Source organism: Acidimicrobiia bacterium, from assembly GCA_029210695.1.
In the GTDB taxonomy this organism is placed as follows: Bacteria; Actinomycetota; Acidimicrobiia; order Spongiisociales; family JAHEDJ01; genus JAHEDJ01.
Window position 1 is genome coordinate 42225 of the sequence record JARGFH010000004.1, and the last position, 25620, is coordinate 67844.

Below are 25620 nucleotides of genomic sequence, written 5' to 3' on the forward strand. Positions count from 1 at the left end.
GGAGGAACCATGGACGTCAGAGCCCACATGAGCATGCTGTTCCACCTCGACAAATGCATCGGATGTCACACGTGCAGCGTCGCCTGCAAGAACCTGTGGACCGACCGCAAGGGCGCCGAGTACATGTGGTGGAACAACGTCGAGACCCGGCCCGGCACCGGCTACCCGACCGGGTGGGAGGACCAGGAGCACTACCGGGGTGGGTGGGAGAAGAACTGGGTTGGCGTCGAGTTGAAGCTCCACAGCCGGTCGCGGGGTCTCGCCAACCTGTTCTACAACCCGGCGCTGCCGGAGTTGGACGACTACTACGAACCGTTCACGTTCCGGTACGAGGATCTGTTCAACGCCCCGGAAGGGGAGCATCAACCGACCGCGATTCCCATTTCAGCGATTACCGGTGATCCGATCGACATCGAGGCAGGTCCGAATTGGGACGATGACTTGTCTGGATCCAACATCTATGCCGCCAACGATCCCAACTTCGCAGGCGTGGCTGCCGAGGTGAAGGAACAGATGGCTGAGATCGAGCGGGTGGTCTTCAACTACCTGCCCCGGATCTGTAATCACTGCCTGAATCCGGCTTGCGTGGCAGCGTGCCCGAGCGGCGCCATCTACAAACGGGGCGAGGACGGCGTCGTGCTGGTCAACGAGGACAAGTGCCGTGCCTGGCGGATGTGCGTGTCTGCTTGCCCCTACAAGAAGGTCTACTACAACTGGTCGACCGGCAAATCGGAGAAGTGCATTCTCTGCTTCCCCAGAATGGAAACGGGTCAGGCCCCGGCTTGCGCCCATTCGTGTGTTGGCCGGATTCGCTACATGGGAGTACTCCTCTACGACGCCGACCTCATTCAATGGGCGGCGGAGGGTCCCGAGGAAGAACTCTTCGACCGGCAGAACGAGGTGATCCTCGATCCGTTCGATCCCGCGGTGGTGGCGGCGGCCAAGAGAAACGGTCTCGACGACGGATGGATCGCGGCTGCGCAGAACTCCCCGGCCTACAAGTTCGTCAAGGAGTGGAAGCTGGCCCTGCCACTGCACGCCGAGTACCGGACGATCGCCATGATGTTCTACATTCCGCCCCTTTCGCCGGTGGTATCCACCATCGAGCAGGGTCTCATACGACTCGACATCTCGCCCGAACAGATCGATTTCGAGCTGTTCCAGGGCCTCGAGAAGGCGAGACTGCCGATCAAGTACCTGGCCAATCTCTTCTCGGCCGGCAATGAGGAGGTCATCGAAAAGATCCTGCGCAAGATGCTGGCGGTCCGCATCTACAAGCGCCGCCAGAGCGTGGAAGGTGTGATCGATGAGGCAACGTTGGCCATGATCGAGTCGGCGGGCACGACACCCGAAGAGATCGAGGCCATCTACCGGATGACCACGCTCCCGACCATGCAGGAACGATTCGTGTTCCCGCCCTATCACCGGGAGATGTCTGCAGAGGCGATGTACGGCGACCCGCTCGCCCGCAAGGGGGAGACCGGACTGGGCTACACGTCGGTTCCGAAGCGAGGTGCATGATGTGGGACTTCGCGCCGCTGGCCGAGGGATTCGAATACCCCCGTCCGGGCCGCCTCGAAGAACTGCGGGCGGCGATGGCGAAGCTCGACTCGGCCGGGGTGCGTAGGCACTTCAGCCACTTCATCGAATCGGTCGGCGATCTCAGTCTCGCCGAGTGGGAAGAGCTGCACACACGAACGCTGGATCTCGGGCCCTTGTTCGTGCCGTACGTCGGCTGGGTGATTTGGGGGGACAACTATCACCGGGGGGAGTTCATGGCGGAGCTCAAGGTGGCGCAGGAGGAGGCGGGCGTCGACGCCGGTGGCGAGTTGCCCGACCATCTTGCTCCCGTGCTCCGACTCCTGGCGGTTGCCGGCCCGGTGCCGGCGACCCTCCTCGAGGTGTTGCCCACCGCGGTGGCAAAGATGCGTGGTGAGTTGAAAGAGGCAGAACGCGACAACCCGTACCGGCACCTCCTGAAAGCAATTTCCGAGGTCGATGTCCCGTCCACGGTTGGAGGTGAGCAATGAGCGATGGCGTCCTGTTGTTTGTCGTGCTCCCGTATGTCGCGTTGGCGCTCGCGATTGTGGGCACGGTTTACCGGCTCAAATTCCGGAAGTTCTCTGTGTCTTCGCTGTCGACCCAGCTGCTGGAGAATCGTCAGCTCTTCTGGGGCTCGATCTCGTTTCATTGGGGGGTCCTGGCGATCCTCGTCGGTCACCTCCTGGCCCTTCTCGTCCCGGTCGGATTTCAGGCGTGGAATGGCGCCCCGGTGCGGTTGTATCTCCTCGAGATCACGGGATTCTCCCTCGGTCTGTGGGCGCTGGCGGGGCTGGTGGTGCTGATCCACCGGCGCCTTACCTCGCGGCGGGTGCGGGTGGTTACGACGCCGATGGATTTCGTAGTGCTCACGCTTCTACTCGCGCAGATCATCACCGGCCTATGGATCGCCGTCGGCTATCGCTGGGGTTCGTTCTGGGGTACCGGCGTGTTTGTGCCGTGGATCTGGTCGTTGTTGACCTTGCGGCCCCGACCGGAACTGGTGGTCAACGTCCCGCTCGTGCTGCAGACGCACGCCACCCTCTTCTGGTTGTTCCTGGTGGCGTTCCCGTTCTCAAGGTTGGTGCACATCATCACGGTGCCGTTCCAGTATCTAATCCGACCGTGGCAGTTGGTCACCTGGGTACGGCGCGACCAGAAGACCCCGACCAGGGTCGGAACCGGCGTCTGACCCTTCCCCACTCGTTCTGGCGTCAGAAAGCGCGCAATTCTGGCCGGTTCCTGACGCCAGAAGGGGTTACCTGCCACAAAGTACCTCTTGCGCATTGCTAACCGCCCGGTAAGCTGCGCGCGGCTTCGACCGTCCCGGCTCAAGATCCGGGGCGCTCGTGCCGATTCCTTTCTATGAACGCCCCCACCTTCCAACCCCCCTCGCTTCGTTCGCTCGCGCGACATGCCATCCGCCCACTGCTCGAGGGTGTGGTTATTCCGCTGGCTTTGTTCTATGTCTTCCTGTGGATTGTCGGGATTTGGGGAGCGATCGGAGTTGCCCTCTTCTGGTCGTGGGGAGCGGTTGCATATCGAGTGCACCGACGCCAGCGCGTCCCCGGGATCCTCTTGCTGGGCGCACTTGGGATGACTGTGCGCACCGTGCTGGCAATCTCGACCCGGTCGGTGTTCTTCTACTTCCTCCAGCCGACGCTCGGTACCGTCGTCGTGGCTGCCGCCTTCTTGCTCTCCGTTCCGGCCGGTCGACCGCTGGCCGCCCGGCTCGCCGAGGACTTTCTGCCGATGCCGGACGCCTTTCGGAGTCATCCGGCTGTGCGAAGCTACTTCCTCCGCATCACCCTCTTGTGGGCGCTGGTGCAACTCGCCAACGCCGCTCTGGGGTTCTGGTTGCTCGTCAGTCAGCCGGTTCCCGTCTTTCTGGCTGCCAAAACGGCCGGAACGCTCGCACTCACTGCGGCGGCCATCGGCGTTTCAACCTCTGTGTTCTTCCGATCGATGCGCCGTCACGGACTGCTCGCAACCGCCATCCCGGCATTGCCCGTCAGCACGCATATCGTGGTTTGATGCAAGGTCTGCAATTCGTCACTCGCGACGGCTTCACGTTGCAGGGTCGCTGGTTGCCGGCAACCTCTAATCCTCGTGGAACCGCCGTAGTCATTGCCCACGGGTTCACTGCGTCGAAGGACGATCCAGAGGTTGACGAGTTCGCTCGCGGATTGGCCGATGCCGGCCACGACGTGCTGACGTACGACTCCCGGGGTCACAACGATTCTGAAGGCCTGTGCACTTTGGGAGACAGCGAGCAGTTCGATGTGGAGGCAGCTGTGCGAGAGGCCAGGTTGAGATCCGGCACGGTGGTGGTGTTCGGTGCATCGATGGGAGCCATCGCCGCCTTGCGTTATGCCGCCACTGACCATGGGCTGGCCGGCGCCGTGAGCCTCAGTTCACCGGCGCGGTGGCGAGTCCCGAGGAGTGCCTCGGCAGTTCTGGCGATACTCATGACCCGGACGAAACTCGGCCGCTACCTGGCCGCCCGGTTTCTGCGGGTTCGCATCCACCCGCTATGGACGAATCCACCTCCCCCCGAGGCTCTGGTCTCGAGTATCAGGGTGCCTCTCGCCGTGGTCCACGGACAGGCCGATTCTTTCATCCACACCGGCGAGGCGAGACGACTGGTGCTGGCGGCGGTCGGACCAACTCGCCTCGAGCTTGTCCCACGCATGGGGCATGCATTCGACAGGAGGGGCATCCCCTCAATTCGTCGGGCAATCGATTGGGCACTGGCGACGGCTCCAGCCTGAAACCGCAACTCGCGACTAGAAACTCGCGACCCGCGACTACCTCTCATCCCACCACCAGGCGAGGCCCGTAAGGCTTGGTCCGGAATGCATCACCATTACGGTGCCGAAATAGCCCATGAACTCGGTTTCCGGTTCAACTTCCGACCGGACCGCGTCCAGCAGACGAACGGCGGTCTCTGCTCCCAGGGCGTGCAGGCCGGCGATGTGGAGGCGGGCGTTGCCAGGATTCGATGACCGCCAGATATCCAACAAGCGTTCACTGGCAGACTCGTCGCTCAGAGCCGGGCGGAGAGCATGCACCTTCCCGTGGCGAACCTCGACCAGAGGCTTGACCCCCACCATGTCTCCCGCCCGGGCGGCGATGTACGGGACGTGGCCTCCTCGTGCCAACCAGCCCAGATCGTCCAGTCGAGCGACCAGCCGGACCCGCCCGGCGATGTACTCAGCCTCGCCGGCTACCGCATCGAGCGACCAGCCGAGGTTGGCGCATCGAGTGGCGCCGAGGACGGCCAGCCCCTGCGCGCCGGCTGCCGTCCGCGAGTCGAGGACCCGTGTAGGGACCGATGAGAGCCGCGACGCAGTGTGGGCGCTGTCGTGGGTTCCGGAGGCGAGCCCACAAGAGACGGTGACGATCAGCACGCCGTCATCGGTTCCGTGCTCCTCGATCGCTTGCAGGAAGTCACCCGGCGACGGTCCTGAAGTCGTGAAGCCTTCATCGATGCGCTCTACAACCTCCTCGAGGCCCATTTCGCCGTCGAGGTAAGACTTTTCCCCGAGCGTGAATCGCTCGGGGACGACGATCACTCCCGTCTCATTCGCTACCCCGGAGGGGATGGTGGCAACGCTGTCGGTGATAACGGTGACGGTCATTGGCCACTGCTCCCCGGTTGGCGACGTGCCCATTCGATCGGCGGAGGTGAATCCTGGTCGAACACGAGGCGGATGAACCTCGTCTTCCAGGGCTTCGCACCCCCCGCTGGTTGATTACCTGCGATGCGCTTGGCCAGGATCGGGAGAACGACGGCGACGGCGGCGATTGCTCCGCCGCGCCCGCGCTTGGCTGCCAGCACCGGGATGAGAGCCAGGTAGGAAAAGAGTGCGCCCACCGAAGTCAGCCGCGCCATACGGCCGACGGTGACCCCTCCCAACAGAACGAGGCTCCCCTGCCATCCGTTAACGAGGAGGGCACCCATGGCGGGGGATATGCCCCTGCCGCCTGCCCCGCCAAGGAAGATCGACCAATTGTGACCGATCACCGCGGCCCCACCTGCGAGGGCTGCCAGCATCGGGCTGGCGCTCCCTGCCACGAGCGGACCGGTCGTTCCCTTGGCGACATCGAGGATGCCGCCGACGAGCAACGGCCCAAGGCCGGCCTCGTAGTACAGCCCCGAACCTGAAACGGTCCCCGTGCCGACCTCGCGCAAGTCAACGCCCTTCGTCCTACGAGCCACGAGATTCGAAAACGGGACGGAACCGGCCAGGTACCCGAGACCGATGGCTGCGACGGGCCGGAAGCAGGCTCTCAATCCCATGGACTCAGACTATGCGATTGAGCAGCGGGCATTCGCAAATGCCCGGGATCACCGGGGGTCGACGACGTTCAAACCAGAAGGACGATTCCGATGACGATGGCGGCGATACCCCAGACGATGAAGAAGATCACCGTACCGGTTTCGGTCAGAGCACTCACAAAACCCTGGATCTTCTTGATGTTCCAAATGGCCGGCGGCTTCATGAAGGCTATGGCCACCACCGCGATGCCGTAGACGATGAGGACGATGCCGAGTGCCGTCATGCTGCGAGCATATCCGCCCGGTTCAACTCCATCCAGGGCCGAGAGTCCCAGTTGGCCGGCGAACGACCCCGGTCTCACCAGATCTTCAAGTCGTCTTCAGGGGCTTCTTACACCCCTGGACCACACTTCATAGCGACATGCAAGGAGAAAGCGATGGTGTTGGCTGATCTCGGTCGAAGAGGTTTTGTGAGTGGTCACATGGACGGTTTCGGGTACTGGTACCTCGTTCCGATCCTGGTGGTTCTTGCGGTGATCGTGACTCTCGGCGTGGTGCTCTTCAACCAACGCGGCCGGTTCGCTACAGAAGATCCCCTTCGGCGGGTGGCTGGTCGATATGCAGCCGGAAAGATCGAACGAGTCGAGTTCGAACGAGTCCAGCGCGATCTACTCGCAATGGAGGCGGGCCGCTTGCCTGGAAACGAGCATGAAGGTGATGGAGGCGACTCACCGGCAAGTTGAGATCGGCTAGGCCGATTCCGGTTCGGAAACTGTCAGCCAGATGAGCGTGTCGCCTCCTCGAAGTCCGGACAGGGTCCGCTCGGAAGTATCTGCGGTCACCACGCTCAATCGTTCCTTGCGGACCACGAAGGCAGGACGGACCCCACCCTCCTGCTCCATGAGATCATCAGCGCCGAATGAATCGGACAACTCCGTCCGACGGAGTACAACCCCGGATTCGAACTCATGACGGAGTGTCTCGTAGTCGAAGTCATCGCCGAACAACGTGCGGCCGCCGAGGTGGGCTCCGCTGATCTCGATTCCGGCCGGTAGCGCGGCGGCGGGCAGCTGATACGTTTCCGCACCGCCGAAAACATCGGTGAATCGTTGACAGGCCAGCGTGTTGACTTCATCGTTTGGAGTCAGCGCCAGGAGTCGACCGATACCGGACAGTTCGAGTTCGAGATCGATGTCCTCGTCGAGAACGTTGCCGTAGAAGGTTGTGAGCCCGTCCATTCTCGCCCAGTACTCGTCGGTGCGGTTGGTGGTCGCCATGACGATCGAAATCCCGGAGTCGTGCAACGCTCGGGCGATTGAGTGCTCGACGACTCCGGCACCAACGATCAGGATGCCCTGCTGGTTGCGTTCGGCCAATCCGAGCCGCCTGGCAAGCGGCCCGGTGCCGAGGCCGTAGAGAATGACGGTGGCCATGATCACCGCGAACGTGAGAGGCACCAGCTTCTCAGCTCCGGCATAGCCCCTGGACTCTAATTCGAGTGCGAACACGGACGCGATCGAAGCTGCCACGATCCCGCGCGGTGCCACTCCGGCCAGCAGCCAGCGCTCGGCCCTCGAGAGATCAGATCGCCAGGTCGCTACGGCGACGGCGAGAGGACGTCCGATCATGACCAGCGCGGCGATGAGACCGACGGTTCCGAATCCGAGCAGGGCGAGATCGTCGGTGGTGAGACGGGCGCTGAGGATGATGAAGAGCGCTCCGATCAGCAAGACCCGCACGACCTCCGAGAAACGGAGTATCTGTTCGGTGCGGATCGGACGGTGATTCGCCAGGATCAGCCCCAGGACGGTGGTGGCGAGCAACCCGGACTCGTGGATGAACGCGTTCGAGATGGTGAATGCGGCGAGGGCCGCGGCAATGCCTACCAGTGAGAGGAGTTGCTCCGGCACCCAGTGCCGTCGCAGCGGGATGATGGTGAGTACCGCCATAATGCCGCCGGCCAGGACTCCTACGACGACGAACATCAGAACGTCCGCTCCGATCGACAGCGGAGAGCTCTCGTCGAAACCGATCAGCAAGAAATCGTAAGTGAGTACGGCCACCATCGCACCGATACCGTCGATGAAGATGCTCTCCCACTTGAGGATCGACGAGACAGAACGGCTCGGTCGAACACTGCGCAGGATCGGCCCCACGACCGTCGGTCCGGACACCACCAGGATTGAACCGAGGAGGAATGCTGCACCGGTCGGGAGGTCTGTGAACAGCAGTGCCGCACCGCTTCCGACCATCCATGTGATCAGCACGCCCGCCGACACCAGAAGCCAGATGACGCGTTGCTGGCCCTCGATTTCTCTCAGGCGGAGGCTCAACCCTCCCTCGAAGAGAATGATGCCGACTGCCAAAGACACGACCGGAGTGAGGATCTCGCCGAATAGAGCATCGGGATCGATGAGTCCGAATCCGGGGCCGGCAATGAGCCCGACCGCCATGAGCAGCAGAATCGAGGGTATGTGGAGCCGCCCGGCGAGCCATGTAGCGCCAACCGCGACGATGACCAGTAGTGCGATCTGAACGGACGGGTCTTTCACCTGTGCCTCTCGAGTGTGGGCCTAGAAGATACTCGCTCGAGCGGATGACGGAAACAGGCTCAGCCGGGAGCGAACTCGGTGGATTTTCTGGTCGGCTGCCCGTCTGTGTCGCTATGTTGAAGCGATGTTCGGCCGAATTCCGGACTGGAGGGAGGATCAGCAGTGTTTCTAATGCTCACGGCGTGTGTCTGTCTCCGGGAGAGACGATGAGCAAACCGGCAATTGTCGCAGTCGATGACGATCCGCAAGTGCTTGCCTCGGTCGCCCGTGATCTGAGACGTCACTACGGTGAGGACTACCGGATTGTGCGGGCGTCGTCCGGCGTGGACGCACTCCAGACGGTGCGTGAACTGCAGAGCCGCGGGGATGTCGTGGCCCTGTTCCTCGTGGACCAACGGATGCCGGAGATGAGCGGCACGGAGTTCCTCGCCGGGGCAATCGCCTTCTATCCAGATGCCGGAAAGGTGCTGCTCACCGCCTACGCGGACACCGAGGCTGCGATTGCCGCCATCAATGACGTGGGCCTTGATCACTATCTGATGAAGCCGTGGGATCCACCGGAGGAACATCTCTATCCGATACTCGACGACCTGCTTGATGACTGGCAGGCGGATAATCCGGCCCCCTACGACGGCATCCGGGTGATCGGTGCCCGCTGGTCACCGGACAGCTACGACGTCAAGGACTTCTTGTCACGGAATCAGGTGCCCTATCGGTTCATGGATATCGAAGAGGATCCGGACGCCCGGGCTGTGGTATCCGCCGGGGAGGCCGTAGCCCGGCTGCCGCTGGTCTTGTTCCCGGACGGGACGAGACTCGAGCAACCCGACCACCGCCTGCTTGCCGAACACGCCGGATTGCACACGTCGCCGTCCACCACTCATTACGACCTGGTGATCATCGGGGCCGGTCCGGCCGGTCTCGGTGCCGGGGTGTACGGGGCATCCGAAGGTCTCCACACCGCCCTGATCGAGCGACACGCAACGGGAGGTCAAGCAGGAACCTCTTCCCGGATCGAGAATTATCTGGGTTTTCCTAAGGGGATCAGTGGGGCCGATCTGGCCCGTCGGGCCACGGCGCAAGCCGAGCGCCTCGGCGCGGAGATCCTCACGGCCGTAGAGGCGACCTCGGTTCGGGTTGAAGACCCGACGAAGATCGTGACGCTCAACGATGGCACGGAACTCAGCTGCCGTGCCCTATTGATCGCCACCGGTATGACCATTCGTACCCTCGACGTACCCGGTGCCGGGCCTCTGATTGGTGCCGGCATCTGGTACGGCGCCGCCGTGTCGGAAGCTGTTACATATCGCGGAGAGGACGTCTTCGTCATCGGTGGTGCCAACTCTGCCGGTCAGGCGGCGATGATGCTGTCCAAGTTCGCCGGGACCGTGACCATCATCGTCCGCGGCGACTCCCTGGAGGCCCGAATGTCGCAGTACCTGGTTGATCAGATTGCCGCCACTGAGAACATCCGGGTTCTATTGAGCAGCGAAGTAGCAGGGGTCGAAGGTAGCGGGCGCCTGCAGGGACTTACCACTCGCAACCGGGTCGATGGGAACGAACAGAACCATGAGGCTGCCGGCCTCTTCGTCTTCATCGGTGCCGTCCCCCACTCGGGGTTCGTGGAGGGAGTCGTCGAACGAGACGCCAAGGGGTTCATCCTGACGGGGACCGACCTCATGGTCGACGGTGTGAGACATCCAGCCTGGCCACTTGCCCGTGATCCATTTCTCCTGGAAACCAGCGTTCCCGGCATCTTCGCCGCAGGAGACGTCCGCGCCAATGTGATCCGCCGGGTCGCCTCAGCTGTCGGGCAGGGGGCTACCGGGGTGAGCTTCATTCACAAGTACCTCGAGACTGCATGACCCTCGTCGAGCGCCTTCGGACCGTACCGCTCTTCTCAGACCTCCGGGACGAGGACCTCGAACGTCTTTGTGTAGGCACCGAGCAGCTCGAACTGCCGGCCGGCGTAGTCCTGTTCGCAGAGGGCGATCCGGGCGATCGGGCATTCGTGGTCCTCGACGGTCAGATCGAGATCGTGAAGGCAGCCGCTGGAGGCGAGGTGCTGCTGGCCGTCCAGTCGGATGGAGTGGTCGGTGAAATGGCCCTGTTGGAAGACGCGCCGAGAAACGCGTCCGTTCGAGCCAGGACGGATACAACGCTGCTCGCCATTCCAAAAGCACAACTCGACCAGCTTCTCGATTCCAGCCCATCGGCGGCACGGGCGTTCTTCGAGGTGATGCTCGACCGGTGGCGGGACACGCAATCGAGCCTGCAACAGTCGGAACGAATGGCACAGCTCGGTACCCTGACCGCCGGGCTCGCTCACGAACTGAACAACCCCGCCGCGGCAGTCAATCGGAGTGCCGGCCAGTTGATGGAGGCAATGGTGCGCTACGGGGATGCGCGGTCTGCCACTGCTGCCAGCCTCGACCCGACCGAACTCGAATTCGTTGCGGCGACCCTCGAGGCGCTCCACGAGAGAAAGGGGGTTGGCTCGTCCCTCTCGGCGATGGATCGAACCGATCGCGAAGACGCCATCGAGGAGTGGCTGGTCGAGCACGGCGTCGATCGAAGCTGGGAGCTGGCGCCCGGCCTGACCGAGGCCGGCATCTCGGTGGAACAGCTGACGGCTCTGGCCGATCGGGTCGATGCCGGCCGGCTTGCCGCCGTGATCGGTCTGCTCGACGCGGCCCAGGATCAGCTCTCGATGCTGCATCAGATCGAAGAAGGGACCCGTCGGATGTCCGCCATCGTCAAGGCTCTGAAATCGTACGCTTATCTGGATCAAGCGCCGGTTCAGAACGTAGATGTGACGGCGGGCCTCGACGACACTCTCCTGTTGCTCGCCCACAAGGCCAAAGGCGTCGACGTGCAGCGTGACTACGCAGTGGAACTGCCTCACATCGAGGCGCTCGGTGGCGAACTGAATCAGGTGTGGACCAACTTGATCGACAACGCGCTCTATGCGCTCGCAGGGCGAGAGGACGGGCGGCTCATCGTGCGGGCCCGGCCTTCCGAGTCGGGGGTGGTGGTCGAGATCGAAGACAACGGCCCGGGAATTCCCGCAGATATCCAGTCGCGCGTTTTTGACTCGTTCTTCACAACCAAGCCGCCGGGGTCCGGGACGGGCCTGGGGCTCGACATCAGCCGCAACATCATCATCCACCACCACGGGGGAAACCTCACGGTTGAATCCGAGCCGGGCCGGACGGTCTTCAGGGTGGAGCTGCCGCTGACGCAGGGGAAATAGACACTCTCAGGTCTTAGGTTCTAGGTTTTGGGTTCTGGGTTGCAGGTGTCCGACTACAACTCGAGTTGCATGCCTTCATAGGCGGCGGTGGTGTCTGCGAATTCCCCTCGTGCCCGCTCGACGAGAGCATCGATCTCGTCGTCGTTTCTGGCCGGATCGTGACTGACGAGAATGAGTCGCTTGACCCCGGCGTCTTGGGCCGCCTGGACCGCCTGCGCCCAGGTGCTGTGGCCCCAGCCGACGTAGTGGTCCTCGTACTCGGCCGGGCTGTACTGGGCGTCGTGGATGAGCGTATCGGCGCCGGTCGCCAGTCGCCGGAGAGTCTCGTCCGCCTCTTGGTCTCCGCGTTCACAATCGGTCGCCACCACCACCGAGTGCTTGGGACCGTCGATGCGGTAGGCCGTGACACCCTGCGGATGGTGCAGAGGGGCAGCGGTGATCTTGAGGTCGCCGACCTCGAGGACCGTGTCTGAGATCGTCACATAGGTCTTGTGAGCGGCGGTGTCCTGGATTGAGACGGGGAACCATGGCGGTCGTAGAGCTCCCTCGATGGCGTCCTTGCTGCTCATCGTGTCCCATTGGTGCCCGTAGAAGGTGAAGGTGTTGGACTCGTCGTAGAGCGGGCGGAAGAACAGCAGTCCCTGGATGTGGTCCCAGTGATAGTGCGTGAGGAAGACGTGATACTCGGTTGCGCCACCAGTTGCACCGTTCCGGTGGAGGCGGGTGATTCCGGTTCCACCATCGATCAACACAACCGAGCGATCGGCCGACGTGACCTCGATACAGAGTGTGTGCCCACCGTGCCGGTTCGTGTTGCCACCAGAAACGGGCATTGAGCCGCGCACACCTCTGAAGGTGAGGATTGGTCGGGGATCGGTCACAGATGCCGCCCTTGCCGGGGAGGGACCGTTGGAGATGTTTCTCGATGGCTCAAGCGCGTCTTCCTTGGCGATAGAGGATCCATTCAGTGACTCAGAATCGACTCTGTCAAACGTTCGCTTGCCTCATTCTGTTCCAGGACCTGCAACGCGTGCCGGTAGCCGACCTCTATGAGTTGCTCATAGGACGCGAACGCCATTAGCGAAAAGTCGGATACGGGAGGGCGGAATACCAGATCAGCCCTCTGCTCAAAAACCTTCGATGAGATGACACTGCCGATCTCCGACGTGCGGAGAAGCGTCTGTACCATTCCCGGAACAGCCGACTTCTTTCGCCATGGTGCGAAGTGGTGACGCAAGGCTCTCCACCCGGAGAGTGCCCCATCCCGCGGCAGGTCGTGAGCCGCGATGTCGGCCGGGCTTCGCAGATTGACTGCCAGTATCGGGCCCGGTTCGCCGAGGGTTTCCGCGACATCGACGGGGAGGTTGTTCATCACCGCCCCGTCGACCAGTACGTCACCGTCTTGTGAGCGCATCGGCGGAAATACTCCAGGGATAGAGATACTGGCGCGCAGCGCCTCCCACAGAGCTCCGGTTTGGTGGACCTGGACTTCCCCGCGGGTCAAGTTGCTGGAAACGCAGAAGAAACGGATCCATAGATCTTCGATGTTGACTTCACCGAATGTGCCTCTCAGTTGATGCCTCACTTTGGCGCCCCTGGCAAGGGCAACGAGGGGCGGAGTGAGGTCGACGGGGGATCCCAGATCGACGAGATGCTTGACCATCTGTTCCCTGGTCTCTTCCCAGCCGCGGCCCATCGCCTTGTGGGCGGCTGTAATCGAACCGAAGCTGGCACCTCCGACGAAGTCGATGGGTACGCCGCTCTCTTCCAACGCTCGCAGAACACCTATCTGTGCAAGGCCGCGCGCTCCGCCGCCGCTGAGAACGAGATTGACGGCCGTACCCGTCAGAATCCGGGCAAGCCTCTGGAATCCCGCATCCGTTCCAGGGCGAAGGTTGTAGTGCCGGATCCCGGGCCGATGCTCTATCCATGATGAGACTGGCGCCGGAATCGGGCCGTCGGCACCATGCACCATCACCAGGTCGACGCGTGTGTGTGCCCGGGTCGCCATCTCGTGGAGGAGGCCCTCTTCCACGGAGTTCGGCCAAGGATCTCCGGAGGGCTCCCCGATGAGCAACACTCGATCGGCTTGTCCGATGCATCGCCGGGTCCACTCAGGCGACGCGTGGTCTGTAATCAAGAGTACCTTGTCGTGTGCGGCTCCAAGCTCTTCAACCATTCGGCCAAGATCCATGGATTGCTGTCCATTCGCGACCAGCTCGAATCGATTGGAGTCCACCACCGCTACCGTTCCGTGTTTGGACAGAGCGTCCTCCAGCAGGCCGGCCGCTTGCATGATGTCCCGGGTCTGGCCGGCTGCGACTAGCGCGACTATTCGTACCTCCCCTGATCGGCCGCCTGAGTGAATCGACCGGCCGAGTCTTGCAACAATCATCCGTGCGATCGCCGCGAGGGCGGCCGGTTCGCGAGAGACGAGATCGTGGAAAACCTCTCTGGAAAGTTCGATCAGGTTGGAGTCTCTGACCGCCCGGACCGTGGCCGACCTCGGGTGATCTGACAGAAGCGCCATTTCGCCGACGGTTTCGCCCGCCGATATTTCACCGACGACGGTCGACGACCCGTCGCCGGCGAGAACGTCGGCGCGGAGCCGGCCGTTCACAACTACAAACATAGAGTCTCCGGCTTCCCCCTCTCGCATGAGAATCTCACCGCCCACCAGGCGGCGGTCGGACGAGCAGTCGACCAACTCCTTGAGCGTTGCCTCTGAGAGCGCGCTGAACAACGGGATTGTTGAAATCAACTTCAGATTCGCTTCGCGACTCCGGCGTTGGCCCATCGGATACTCCCCTCGGGGGGGCACGCTACCGGGTTTCCACCGGTTCTGTGTACAGACAGGCAGAGACCCTGCTGAACGGCATGTCCTGGGCATTCTGCGTAATCAACATGTAGGCTGCTGGCCGCTGAGGAGGGAGACTCGATGAGTATGACGAAGCTTCGTCCGCCGCGCCTTCGTACCGTGGAGGGCGAAGCAGAGGAACGCAAGGTCACCTGGACCGAGCTGTTCTACGATCTCGTGTTCGTTGTTGCCGTGGCGGGACTCGGCCACCGGCTTCTGGAAGACTCGACGTGGTCGGGGTTCTTGTCGTTCACCGGTCTGTTCATTCCGTTGTGGTGGGCGTGGGCGGGTTTCACGTTTTATGCCGATCGGTACGACACCGATGATCTCGGCCAGCGACTGCTGGCGGTTGCGCAGATGGTGGCCGTGGCGCTGATGGCGGCGAGTATCTCGGGTGGAGAGACGGAGTCGTTGACCGCCTACGCACTTGCCTTCGTAACCGCCCGGGTGATTCTCATCATCATGTATCTTCGGGCCCGCCGCCACGTTCCGGAGACCCGGGAACTGGTGTCTGGTTACACGAGGGGGATGGCTCTGGCCGCGCTGCTCTGGCTGGTGTCGGTCGTTGTGCCGGAACCGGCCAGATTCGTGCTGTGGACCGTCGGGTTGCTGGTGGACTTCGCCACTCCGTACCGCATGCGCCGGGTTCAGGCGACCGTCCCGCTGGATGTCGCCCACCTGCCCGAACGGTTCGGTCTGTTCACGATTCTTGTGCTCGGCGAATCCGTTGCCGCGGTCGTGGCCGGCCTTGATCACGAGGGATGGACGACGGGTGCAACGGCGCTGTCGGTTCTGGCCGTGCTGATCACCTCAGCCCTGTGGTGGGTCTACTTCGACAACCTCGACGGAACCGTTGTCCGCCGGCGGACCGACCAGAAGAAGGCATGGAAGCCGACGGTGTGGATCTACAGCCACCTCTTGCTGGTGATCGCTCTGATGATGACGGCCATCGGTCTCGAGCATGCCATCACCGCGGTGGACCATGACTCGCTGCAGACCGGCGAGCGCTGGCTGCTCGTCGGCGGCCTGGCCGCCGCCTTCGCCGTCCTCGGGTTGATTCAGTTGGCCACCGACAGCAACGGTGGCGGCATTCGGCAGTCCTGGATCACCCGACTGCGGTTCGCCGGGGCGCCGCTGGTCGTGCTGGTCGGAGTGGCGTTCGCAGGGTCGGGGGTCATGACCCTCGTCATCGCGCTGGCACTGGTCTGTGCGATCCAGGTGGCGGGCGACGTCTTGATCACCGATCAGGTCCCGGTGTGAATATCCCCGTTCTTGCGTGAGTTCCGGGCGCTCAGCGCATCAAACTCACGCAAGAACGGGGTTTCGTCTAGGCGGCCCGGAAGATGAATCCCCAGTACCGGTTGTAGGGCTCCTCGCGGACGACTCCGACATCGCCGAGGAGGTCCATTCCGATCGTCGGGTCGTCCACCTCGAGTTGGCCGGTTACCCGGACGCCGTTTTCGAGTTCGACGATGGCGATCCCGAGTGTCGCCACTTCATATGCGGCCGGAAGGTTGTAGACCTTGGTGAACGTGAGCAGCTTGCCCCGCTTCGGTAGCGGCACCGTCTTGAACTTGAACGGTTCGAGCTCGCCGCAGTTCCGACAGCGCATCTTGAACGGATAGTGGAGCGTTCCGCACTCGGTGCACTCGTAGGCGTAGATCTCGCGGGCCATGTCAGTTCTCCCTCACGAAGGTCAGGCAGATGACGTTGTTGCCGAACCCACCAAAGTTGCAGGTGAATCCGACCCGGGCATCGGCAACCTGCCGCGCTCCGGCTTCCCCCCGCAGTTGGTGCACGATTTCGTGGGCCTGGCCGACGCCGGTGGCGCCGACCGGGTGCCCCTTCCCCTTCAAACCGCCGGACGGGTTGATGGGAAGCCGGCCGTCGAGGGCCGTCTCGCCTTTCTCGAGCGCGATGTGCCCCTCGCCCTTGGCGAAGAAACCGACTTCTTCACTCTCGGCGATCTCGAGGATCGTGAAGGCGTCGTGAAGTTCGGCTACGTCGACGTCTGATGGGGTGAGGCCGGCCATTCCGAAAGACAACTCTGCGGCTCGCCGAACGGCCAGCAGGTCGGTCGGGTTCTCTCGTTCGTGGACGGCATGCGTGTCCGTGGCTTGACCGACTCCGGCGATGCGAACGAGCGGCCGGTCGATGCTCTTGGCGACCTTTTCGGACACGAGGATCACCGCCGCGCCACCGTCCGATACGGGACAGGCGTCGAAGAAACGCAGGGGCTCGGCCACGTACGGATTGTTCGTCATGGCCTCGGGCGAGTCCAGGATGCCTTCGATCGTGATCGGCTGGTGCAGATGAGCGAACTCGTTGAGCATCGCATTGTTCTGATTCTTGACCGCCACCATCGCCAGATGTCGCTCGGTTACGCCGTACTTCTCCATGTAGAGGCGGGTGAACATCGCGGCATGCGACGGCAGCGTGACGCCGTAGATGTACTCGGCAAGTGGATGGGTCAGGGTGGCGATGAAGTCGGTTGCTTCCAGGTTGTTGACCTCGCGCATCCGTTCGGCGCCCGTCACCAGCACGATGTCGTGCATACCGGAGGCCACCGCCAGGAAGCCTTCCTTGATGGCGGCCGAACCCGACGCCGGGCCGTTCTCGATGGAGGCTGCACCGGCCGGAGTCAGGCTCAGGCTGTCGACCACCGCCGAGGCAAGGGCCGTTTGATGGTTGACGCGGGCGGCGCCCATGTTGGCGACGTAGACCTGCTCGATGTCGGTCAACCCCGAGTCCTTCATGGCGAGCATCGCCGGGAAGGCAGCAATCTCGGCCAGAGGGTATTCGAGGCGGGTGAACGACGTAATGCCGATCCCGGCAACGTATACGTCACGCATGCTCGACCTCCTGGCGCCAGCGTTGCGCCATCAGTGCCGTACCCGTGGAGTCGTACATCGATCGGGTGGCGGCGAGCAGATCGGCCGGCGGGGTGGGAGGGTCGGAGGGCGGCAGGATGCCCGCCTTGGCTTTGGCGAGGAGTTCGTCTGGCACGGGCCTCCGCCCGACGACCAGGGTGTCACGAGCTCTATCAAACAGTTCCCTGGTCAGCGACCACGATGGAACACCGCCCAACTCGTGAGGAGTGTCGAACCGCTTCTCGAGTTGGTATTCGATCATCCAGCGACGGAACCCGATCGGGGACTCAGCAACGATGAGGACCTCGTCGTGACCGAGAACATCCATGTGGTATTCCATTTTGGTGGCGAAGGCATGGGCCCCGATTCGAAGGCCCCGGCGCAGAGCAACCGTGTGGAGCGACATGCCGAGCTTCGGTGTGACCTGGCGCCCGTTGACAACGGCGGCGATCTCCCCGTCGACCTGGGCGACGAGCACGTATTGGTCCTGATAGCGGTGGCGGGAATAGGCGAGGATCTCTGAGTAGAGCCGGGCCGCCACCACGTCGTAGAAGTCGCGTTCAACGTTGACCAGGGGTGCAACGTATTGCAGGATGTCCGGGATCTCGTCGCGGTCCACCTGGCGGATCACCATCTGTTCCCCGCTCGCCAGCGTCATGTATTTCGCCGGGAACGGGGGCATAGGGTGATCCTCCGGACGGAGGATCTTCTCGAGGTCGACGGCCATCAGGCTTCTCCTTCCCAAAGGGACAGCGCCACCTTCTCGGCGGTGACGGGCATTGACGTGATCCGTATCCCCAGTGCATCTTCGACCGCGTTGGCGATCATCGGCGCAGCAGGAATCATGGTGTGCTCCCCGACGCCGCGCGCCCCGAACGGTCCGTCCGGTTGGGGAACCTCGACGATGATCGGAATGATCTCATCCGGGATGTCGAGGGACGTAGGGATCTTGTAGTCGGTGAACGTCGGGTTCAGTAGACGACCGTCTTCGCCCCAGCGCATATCCTCGTACAAGACGGTTGCCAGGCCCTGGACGAGACCGCCGACAATCTGACCGATGACGAGATCGGGGTTGATCGCCTTGCCGGCGTCCACGGCGAGGGCCGTCTTCCGGATGTGCATCTTGCCGGTCTGGCGGTCGATCTCGAGTACTACCCCGGCGGCACCGACGGTGTAGTGAACGTTCGGGTGTCCGCCCTGGCTGGTTTCCGGGTCGCTCTTGGCCGAGGTGAACTCCGGCATGAACATGCCCGAACCGACGATCGGGCCGCCCCGGTAGGAACCGTCGTCGGTCTCGAGCCCGGCGATCACGAAGTCACGCAGCGGCAACTCGAAGTCCGGATCGGTCGCACAACGTACGGCCTCGTTGCGGAGGAACAGGGAGTCCTCTTCGTAGCCGTGGACGCGGTGGACCACCTCGAAGATCTTCTCGCGTGCTTCGACGGCGGCGGCTTCGACTGCTTGCCCGCAGCCCCACGTGACATGGGAGGCGACCGTTTGCCATTCGTACGGGTTGCGGTCGGTGTCCGGCGTCTCGATCCTGATCTTCTCGGGAGGGACGGACAACACCTCTGCGACGATCTGCGCCATGACGGTGAGGTAGCCCTGACCGAGTTCCATTCCCGACACGGTCACATTGATGGAGCCGTCCTCGTTGAACTTCAGGAACGATGACGAGGAGGCGTTGGGTGGCATGGCCGGCGCCTTCCACATCAGTGCGAACCCCTTGCCGACGACTTTGTGGGGGTCGTCGGAGGTCTCCTTCGTGCCCCAGTCGATGGCCGCAGCCACCTTGTCGATGCATTCGAGCAGGCCCGACGGATTCATCTTCTCGCCGTAGGCAAGGGTGTCCCCTTCGACGATGGCGTTCTTGCGCCGGAAGGCGACCGGGTCCATGCCCAGCCGGCGGGCGATGCGATCCATGTGCGATTCGAGACCGAAGTTGAACTCGGAATAGCCGAAGCCTCGATAGGGCCCGCCCGGCGGGAGGTTCGTATAGACGCACAGCGCGTCGATCTTGATGTTCGGCACCCGGTAGGGCCCGCTCGCCGAGAGTCCGGCGGCGTTGACGACGTTGGCGCCGTACTCCACGTAGGCACCGGCGTCCCAGTGCATGGTGTGTTCGACGGCCAGGATCGTGCCGTCGTTCTTCACCCCGACCTTGATCCGGGCTTTGAGGCCCTGGCGCTGGTAGGTGTTGTAGAACTCCTGCTCACGGGTGAACCGCAGTTTGACCGGATGCCCCTGGACGGCCGTGGCCAGCGCTGCCCCCATGATCTCCATAGAAACCCCGGCTTTTCCGCCGAAGCCCCCACCGACGTACGGTGTGATGACTCTGATCTGCTGGTGGGTCAATCCCAGCGGTGCGAGCGCCTCGGCGATAACGTGCCGCTGTGTGTACGGCGATTGCGAAGCCGACCACATCGTCAGACGCCCGGCCCGGTCGTACAGCGAAACCACCACATGCGGTTCGATCGCGCAGTGCGCGTAGCGGGGCACCTCGTAGGTGTCTTCGAGGACCAGGTCGGCCTCGGCGAAACCTTCCTCGACGTCGCCTTTGCGCGTCTTCCGCCAGTGGGCGATGTTCGTGCCTTCGTGCGGGAAGAACCATGGGACATGCGGGTAGTCCGCCAGGTCGGGGTGGAGAAGTGGAGCTTCCTCGGTGGCGGCAAACACCGGATCGAAGACCGGAGGCAGAACCTCGTATTCGACCTCGACGAGTTTGGCTGCTCGCTTGGCGATCCCCTCGTCACGGGCCACGACGGCCGCCACCTGTTCGCCTACAAAGCGGACGCGGTCCTGGGCGAACACGAAGCGGTCCTTCATGTAGAGGCCGAACCCGAACGGGAAGTCGGCGCCGGTGACGACCTTCACGACACCCGGAACGGCTTCTGCCCTGGCAGTATCGATCCGCTTGATCAGGGCGTGCGCATGCGGTGCTTCCACGATTTCAGCAAACAGCAGGTCGGGGCCGAAGTCGAAGTCGTCGACGTATCGGGCGGCTCCACTCACCTTTTCGAGACCGTCGATGCGGGTAGGGGATTTGCCGACGAAGGTGAGTTCCCGTTCATCGGTATCGGTTTCGAACGGCCGGCGGGTGATCGTCATGATCGGGCCTCCTCGGCGGCTGCCATTACCGCGTCGAGGATCGGCTCGTACCCGGTGCACCTGCACAGGTTGCCGGCCAGAGCGTGCTGGACGTCGTGGCGCGACGGATTCGGGTTGTCGCGCAGGAGTTCGTGTGCACCGAGCACGATGCCTGGTGCACAGAATCCGCACTGGAAGGAGTTGTGGCTGATGAACAGATCCTGAAGGTTGCTCAGGACGCCGTTCTCCGGAATGCCCTCCACTGTGATGATCTCGTGGCCGTCGGCCTCAACCGCGAGCATGAGGCAGGAACGGATGCTGCGGCCGTCGAACAGCACGGTGCAAGTTCCGCAGTCTCCACGTTCGCAGCCGATCTTGGCGCCTTTTGCGCCGACCCTGTTGCGGATTACGTCGAGTAGAACTTCGTTCGGTTCGACGTCCAGGGGCCATGTTTCACCGTTGACGATCATCGTGATCGGTAGCTTCATGTCATCCCCTCAGATCAGCCGGGTTCCGTAGGCCGGGCCGGTTCCGTCGCGCCTGGCGACGGCTGCGGGGAGCCCTCGCTCCAGCATCACTTCGCAGATGCGAGCCCGGTATTCCTTGGTGGCCCGCATGTCGGTGATGGGGGAGATCGCGCCGGGGACCAGGCCGACCGCTGCCGCGATCAGCTCATCGGTGAGTTCTCTCCCGTTGAGCGTCTCTTCGACGGCGTGGGCGCGGGCCGGGATCGGCCCGACTGCTCCGAACGCCACACGGAAGTCGTTGTCTCCCGTCACCAGGACGGTGACGCCGGCCTGTGATAGATCCTCACCCTGATACCGCTGCAGTTTGAGGTAGATCGCACCGTGCGGAGGCGGGGGAATCGGGATGGATAGGCCAGTCACGATCTCTCCTCCGGCCAGTGCCGTCTTGTGCGGACCAAGGAACCACTCTTCGATCGGGACGGTCCGGGCCCCGGCCGGTCCCAGCACCGCCACGGAGGTGTCCAGCACTAGAAGCGTAGGACCGGCGTCACAGGACGGGACGGCCGAACAGATGTTGCCGATGACGGTGGCCCGGTTGCGAATGCCGGGGGAGGCGACGGTGTCTGCCATCTCGAAGAGGATGGGGAGGTGGTCGTGAACGAGATCGGAGGTGAGGAGATCAGAGAATGTGACGAGGGGGCCGAGGAAGATGTGGTCGCCTTCGAGCGAGATTGTGTTGAGTCCGTCGATGGCCTTGATGTCGACGACGAGATCCGGGTGGATGGCATCGTCACGCAGCCATGGGACGAGATCGGTTCCGCCGGCGAGTATTCGGGCATCGGGTCCGGCGCGGGTGATGGCCTCGACCGCCTCGTCGAGCGTCGCGACCTTCTGGTAGGCGAACTGGTGGGCGATCGCCATCGTTGCCCCTCCTTGCCTTGTTGTTGCAGAACTCAACCTACCCGGCAGCTGCCGATTCCATCACGCTATGACGTGAGGGATCCGGGTCAACAGGGCCGAACGGCTGAATTTGCAGGCTCGTCGGTCACCGACTGGAGGGTTTCAACTTTCTCCGCAATGCTGTGTATCGAAAACCGACCACTGCATTGCGGAGAACCCGGTTTCACTGCCTTTCACCGCACCCCGTCCGCCAGTGCAACCACGGCTTCTGCGAAGCATTGCATCGGTGCCTTCACGAGACCGGCGCCGACCATGCCGATGCCTGGGTCTTTGTGGGCAATGCCCGTGTTGATCTGTGGTTGCACGCCGGTTCGTACCACCAGCGTGGCGTCGATCCCGACCGGGGTTCCCCGGAACTCGAGTTGGGGGATCTGGTAGGCGGGGTGCTCGGCCAGGGTGATCTCATACATTTCCTGCGTGCGGCGTACCGCGCCGGAGGCCGTTCCACCGACGAACCCGACGATGGCCGGTGAGGCGGCCATGGCGAATCCACCCAGACCGACCGTCTCGGTGATGGCCGAGTCACCGATGTCCGGGTTGGCGTCGGCCTTGGTGAAGGCACCCAGAAACAGACCGTCCACGATCGGCGCCGGAGCAGTGAACCATCGATCTCCGGTCCCGGAGAGGCGAATGCCGAAGTCGGTGCCGTTGCGGGCCATCGTGGTCACCAGGCTCGAACCCTCGACGCCCGACGCCGCATCCACCGCCAGTTTTCCGGCCGCCATCACCAGATTGAGCATGAAGTGGTCGTTGCTCTCGATGAACCGGAACACGGCTCCGCGCTCGGCGAGCGGCACCGACTCGTTCTCCACGAGTCCCGGCCCGAACATCCGCAGCAGCAGCGAGGTGGCAGCCCGGTTCCGATTGTGGCCATCGTCGCCCATTTGCAACGCCTGGGCGATGAGCGACTGGAGGTCGATCGGACCGACGTACTTCAGTGTGGCGGCCACGACCGGACCGAGGACGTTGCCGATCCAGTGGAGCCGTTCGATGACCTCAGGCCCATACGCTCCGTAGCGGAGCACTTTGCCGAGCCCTTCGTTGAGCGTGGAGTAGGCAACTCCGTCTCCATCGGCGTCGCGCACGACTGCGACCGGCATCGAAGGCGACACGATTCCCGCCATCGGCCCGACCGTCTGATGATGGTGACAAGGCGACATGGTGATTCCACCCCCGCCGGCAATCTCCTCTGCCTCTTCCGCGGTGGCGGCCATTCCCTCGTACAGCAGCGCTCCGATGATTGCCCCCTTGATAGGCCCGCTGCTGCGGTCCCAGGTCAAAGGAGGTCCTGCGTGGAGGAGCATCGTGTCGGTCATTCCGGGGATGACTTCGCGGGCGACGGCCACATCGACGAACTGCGGACGCACCGCCAGCATCCGCTCGATGGCCGTTGCGTTGGCCGCTTCGGTGCGGCCGGCCGCCGCCAGGGAGGCGAGCGCATCTGCGGTTCCGGCGGCCGGTGGCCTCCATTCCGCAGCTGCGATCGTGGTGGCCTGGTCGACGAGCGCCTGCCCGAGGATCTCGACCCCGGCGGTGGCAACGATCAGTTCGTCCTCAAGCAGGCGTTCGAGACTCATGCTTCACCTCCCACCAATTCTGCCGCCCGGGTTGCCGCGGCCGCGTTCGAAAGGAACACCGCCGCCCCGGCCTTTTGAAGTAGACCGGCCTGATAGTCGAGGCCTTGCGGGTCGCCTTTCGACCCGCACAGGGTTGCCACGACGGCAATACCTGCCCCGCTGAGTTCTCGAATGACCGGCGCCAGTTCCACAGCCGGATCGGGATTCGCTCCGTAGCCGAGTACCACGTCGAGCAGAACCACACCGATCGAGGTGTTGGTCACGGTCGATTCGAGGCGCTCGAGTCGTACCGTCTGGTCGATCATCGGATGGGCTCGGCCTTCCGTATACAAATCGTCTCCGTAGTCGACCAGGGACGAGCCCTCAGTCGTCTCGGTGAGGAACAGGGGTCCGATTACCGGCTCGACGATGAACCGGGCCTCGTCGCGCAGGGTTCCGCCGGAGAACAGACCGCGCAGGCCTCCCGACCTGTGATCACCACTCGCAGCCGGCCAGATCGTGAAGGTGGCGGGCTCCCTACCCAGGAGCGAAAGGACCGCGTTGGCGGCTCCTTCGAGCGTCGACCCCGGCTCCATGAAGGCGACGACGACCGGTGTGGAACAATGGGCGGCGGCGGCGCGGACGGCGGTTGCCACTTCTGTGGCCGGCGGCTTCGAGACGACCACGATCACGTCGGTGCCCGGATCGGCGTCGAGGGCCGTCAAGCCGCGCAGTGTCGACGACCCTCCCACCGCCTCAGACAAATCCCGGCTCCCGGTGCCCCAGGCGTGGCGGATTCCCACTCCGGCGTCGTCGAGGAGGCACGTGAGCTGCTGAATGCCGGTCCCGGAAGCTCCGACCAGGCTCACCGACCCCGGCCGTACGGCGTTGGCAAACCCGAGGCCGATGCCGCCCACGATCGATGTGCCGCAATCGGGACCCATGACGAGGAGATCCCGCTTTGCCGCCTCCTCCTTGAGGAGAATCTCGTGCTCGATTGAAACGTTGTCGCTGAATACCATCACATGTAGACCAGCCCGCAGAGCTCCCATCGCTTCGACAAAGGCATAACGGCCGGGAATCGAGATCAGGGCCAGATTGGCCCCGATGGTCGCAGCCGCCGTTTCGACGAGATGCGCCGGCGGCGAGTCGGTGGGTTCGGAAGATCCCCGCTTGGCGGCGAGTGCCTCCTCGAGAACCTGGTCGGTGGTGGCGAGCGCAGCTTCGTCCACCGCCCGCACCGCCACGATCAGATCGTTCGGTCCCACCCCGACCAACTGCTCCGGGTCGAAATGCAGATCTTCGAGGAGTGTCAGGTTGAGCTCGGTTCCCATCGCCACCAGGGCCTCCTCGACACCCGCCGCCGTGCGCAGGACCTGGCTGGCCTGCATGAGCCGGACGGAGTCGTGATAGCGGCCCGAGTGGACGGTGATACGGTCGATCATGAGTCATTCTCCCGGGTGAGTGCAGAGCCGCCGATCCAAAGGCCGGCCGCCAGGGCGGCGCCCGACGAGTGACCGACGGCGATGAGGCGGTTCGTGGCCGACGTGAGGTCACCCCGCCCCGTCAAGGCGCACAGGACCTGTGCGAAGGGGAGAGCGACCCTGCCTCGGAGAGCGTGGCGGATCAACGCCCCCGAGAAGCTGGTTGTGCGGGTTCTGGTCAGATCGTCGAGTGGACGGATGAGGCGCTCGAAGTAGGGCAGGTGGCGGCCCAGTGCGCCGCCGAGCAGAAGGTGCGAAGCGAGCGCTCCTGCTACAACGTCGTCGCCTTCTGGAGTCAGACCCTCTCCCTTACCGAGCAGCATCAGGGAGCTACTGAGCACTGCTTCGGCATCCTCATCGGTGAGCGCCTCGAGCAGCCCCGAACCGTCTACCGGGCCGATCGTCAGGCGCAGCCTCTCCAGGTTCGTCCGCAGCTGGGACTTCTCACACCGACCGAGGGATGGTCGGGGATCGAACCAGCGACGGGCTTGCGCGGTGAGGCTCCCAACGCGGATCATGCCGTCCCCCACGGAGACGGCATCATCGCTGCCGATCCACCGCCCGAGTTCTTCCACGGCCAGCTCGAGGGCGTTCGGTAGACGGACGGCGGCGCGGTCGGACACCACGATCGCCTCATCGCCCGTCCCCATCCAGGCAGCATGATCGGAGACGCCGAGCAAGGTGGCCGCCTGAACGGGTCCCGTCAGCAACGG

At 63.4% G+C, this 25620-nt stretch carries 24 protein-coding genes; 9 read left to right on the top strand and 15 right to left on the bottom strand.

Annotated elements, in window-relative coordinates; genetic code table 11:
- The first annotated feature begins 9 nt into the window (after positions 1–9).
- From narH to P1T08_02155, 5 genes are all read left to right on the top strand, one after another.
- The gene (narH, locus tag P1T08_02135; GenBank protein MDF1594887.1) at positions 10–1521 is read left to right on the top strand and encodes a nitrate reductase subunit beta; all 1512 of its coding nucleotides are present in this window, start codon (positions 10–12) and stop codon (positions 1519–1521) included.
- Complete coding sequence (locus P1T08_02140) at positions 1518–2030, top strand: nitrate reductase (protein ID MDF1594888.1); 513 nt, start codon at positions 1518–1520, stop codon at positions 2028–2030. Before narH ends, P1T08_02140 begins: the two co-directional genes overlap by 4 nt.
- Positions 2027–2731, top strand: a complete 705-nt coding sequence (gene narI, locus P1T08_02145) for a respiratory nitrate reductase subunit gamma (protein ID MDF1594889.1) — start codon at positions 2027–2029, stop codon at positions 2729–2731. The genes P1T08_02140 and narI overlap by 4 nt, the downstream gene beginning before the upstream one ends.
- A gap of 173 nt (positions 2732–2904) precedes the next feature.
- On the top strand, positions 2905–3573 hold the full coding sequence (locus tag P1T08_02150; protein MDF1594890.1) for a hypothetical protein: 669 nt from the start codon (positions 2905–2907) through the stop codon (positions 3571–3573).
- On the top strand, positions 3573–4310 hold the full coding sequence (locus P1T08_02155; GenBank protein ID MDF1594891.1) for an alpha/beta fold hydrolase: 738 nt from the start codon (positions 3573–3575) through the stop codon (positions 4308–4310). The genes P1T08_02150 and P1T08_02155 overlap by 1 nt, the downstream gene beginning before the upstream one ends.
- 36 nt (positions 4311–4346) lie before the next feature.
- Here P1T08_02155 and P1T08_02160 read toward each other — a convergent pair whose 3' ends face one another.
- From P1T08_02160 to P1T08_02170, 3 genes are all read right to left on the bottom strand, one after another.
- Positions 4347–5180, bottom strand: a complete 834-nt coding sequence (locus P1T08_02160; protein ID MDF1594892.1) for a DegV family protein — start codon at positions 5178–5180, stop codon at positions 4347–4349.
- The gene (locus P1T08_02165; GenBank protein MDF1594893.1) at positions 5177–5842 is read right to left on the bottom strand and encodes a glycerol-3-phosphate acyltransferase; all 666 of its coding nucleotides are present in this window, start codon (positions 5840–5842) and stop codon (positions 5177–5179) included. The genes P1T08_02160 and P1T08_02165 overlap by 4 nt, the downstream gene beginning before the upstream one ends.
- Before the next feature lie 68 nt (positions 5843–5910).
- Positions 5911–6105 carry a hypothetical protein gene (locus P1T08_02170; GenBank protein ID MDF1594894.1) on the bottom strand — a complete coding sequence of 65 codons (195 nt, stop codon included), beginning with the start codon at positions 6103–6105 and terminating at the stop codon, positions 5911–5913.
- 153 nt (positions 6106–6258) lie between these two features.
- Between P1T08_02170 and P1T08_02175 the strand changes: the two genes are divergently transcribed.
- Positions 6259–6564, top strand: coding sequence for a hypothetical protein (locus P1T08_02175; GenBank protein ID MDF1594895.1), 306 nt, complete (start codon positions 6259–6261; stop codon positions 6562–6564).
- Positions 6565–6570: 6 nt separating this feature from the next.
- Here P1T08_02175 and P1T08_02180 read toward each other — a convergent pair whose 3' ends face one another.
- Complete coding sequence (locus tag P1T08_02180; GenBank protein MDF1594896.1) at positions 6571–8373, bottom strand: cation:proton antiporter; 1803 nt, start codon at positions 8371–8373, stop codon at positions 6571–6573.
- 206 nt (positions 8374–8579) lie between these two features.
- Here P1T08_02180 and P1T08_02185 point away from each other — a divergent pair, with 206 nt between their 5' ends.
- Positions 8580–10238, top strand: coding sequence for an FAD-dependent oxidoreductase (locus P1T08_02185; GenBank protein MDF1594897.1), 1659 nt, complete (start codon positions 8580–8582; stop codon positions 10236–10238).
- On the top strand, positions 10235–11626 hold the full coding sequence (locus P1T08_02190; protein MDF1594898.1) for an ATP-binding protein: 1392 nt from the start codon (positions 10235–10237) through the stop codon (positions 11624–11626). The genes P1T08_02185 and P1T08_02190 overlap by 4 nt, the downstream gene beginning before the upstream one ends.
- Before the next feature lie 53 nt (positions 11627–11679).
- Here P1T08_02190 and P1T08_02195 read toward each other — a convergent pair whose 3' ends face one another.
- Entirely contained in the window at positions 11680–12459 is a 780-nt protein-coding gene (locus tag P1T08_02195) for an MBL fold metallo-hydrolase (protein MDF1594899.1), read from the bottom strand.
- A gap of 131 nt (positions 12460–12590) precedes the next feature.
- Entirely contained in the window at positions 12591–14423 is a 1833-nt protein-coding gene (locus P1T08_02200) for a cyclic nucleotide-binding and patatin-like phospholipase domain-containing protein (protein MDF1594900.1), read from the bottom strand.
- Positions 14424–14564: 141 nt separating this feature from the next.
- Between P1T08_02200 and P1T08_02205 the strand changes: the two genes are divergently transcribed.
- The gene (locus P1T08_02205) at positions 14565–15743 is read left to right on the top strand and encodes a low temperature requirement protein A (GenBank protein ID MDF1594901.1); all 1179 of its coding nucleotides are present in this window, start codon (positions 14565–14567) and stop codon (positions 15741–15743) included.
- Positions 15744–15810: 67 nt separating this feature from the next.
- Here P1T08_02205 and P1T08_02210 read toward each other — a convergent pair whose 3' ends face one another.
- From P1T08_02210 to P1T08_02250, 9 genes are all read right to left on the bottom strand, one after another.
- On the bottom strand, positions 15811–16158 hold the full coding sequence (locus tag P1T08_02210) for an OB-fold domain-containing protein (protein ID MDF1594902.1): 348 nt from the start codon (positions 16156–16158) through the stop codon (positions 15811–15813).
- A gap of 1 nt (position 16159) precedes the next feature.
- On the bottom strand, positions 16160–17335 hold the full coding sequence (locus P1T08_02215) for an acetyl-CoA acetyltransferase (GenBank protein ID MDF1594903.1): 1176 nt from the start codon (positions 17333–17335) through the stop codon (positions 16160–16162).
- Positions 17328–18080 carry a hypothetical protein gene (locus P1T08_02220; GenBank protein MDF1594904.1) on the bottom strand — a complete coding sequence of 251 codons (753 nt, stop codon included), beginning with the start codon at positions 18078–18080 and terminating at the stop codon, positions 17328–17330. Before P1T08_02220 ends, P1T08_02215 begins: the two co-directional genes overlap by 8 nt.
- The gene (locus P1T08_02225) at positions 18080–20461 is read right to left on the bottom strand and encodes a xanthine dehydrogenase family protein molybdopterin-binding subunit (GenBank protein MDF1594905.1); all 2382 of its coding nucleotides are present in this window, start codon (positions 20459–20461) and stop codon (positions 18080–18082) included. Before P1T08_02225 ends, P1T08_02220 begins: the two co-directional genes overlap by 1 nt.
- Positions 20458–20928 carry a (2Fe-2S)-binding protein gene (locus tag P1T08_02230; GenBank protein ID MDF1594906.1) on the bottom strand — a complete coding sequence of 157 codons (471 nt, stop codon included), beginning with the start codon at positions 20926–20928 and terminating at the stop codon, positions 20458–20460. Before P1T08_02230 ends, P1T08_02225 begins: the two co-directional genes overlap by 4 nt.
- A gap of 9 nt (positions 20929–20937) precedes the next feature.
- A complete protein-coding gene (locus P1T08_02235; protein ID MDF1594907.1) occupies positions 20938–21828 on the bottom strand; it encodes a xanthine dehydrogenase family protein subunit M in 891 nt (296 codons plus the stop codon).
- A gap of 212 nt (positions 21829–22040) precedes the next feature.
- Positions 22041–23444, bottom strand: coding sequence for a DUF1116 domain-containing protein (locus P1T08_02240; GenBank protein MDF1594908.1), 1404 nt, complete (start codon positions 23442–23444; stop codon positions 22041–22043).
- Complete coding sequence (locus tag P1T08_02245; GenBank protein MDF1594909.1) at positions 23441–24868, bottom strand: FdrA family protein; 1428 nt, start codon at positions 24866–24868, stop codon at positions 23441–23443. The genes P1T08_02240 and P1T08_02245 overlap by 4 nt, the downstream gene beginning before the upstream one ends.
- Positions 24865–25617, bottom strand: a complete 753-nt coding sequence (locus P1T08_02250) for a DUF2877 domain-containing protein (protein MDF1594910.1) — start codon at positions 25615–25617, stop codon at positions 24865–24867. Before P1T08_02250 ends, P1T08_02245 begins: the two co-directional genes overlap by 4 nt.
- Between the last annotated feature and the right edge of the window lie 3 nt (positions 25618–25620).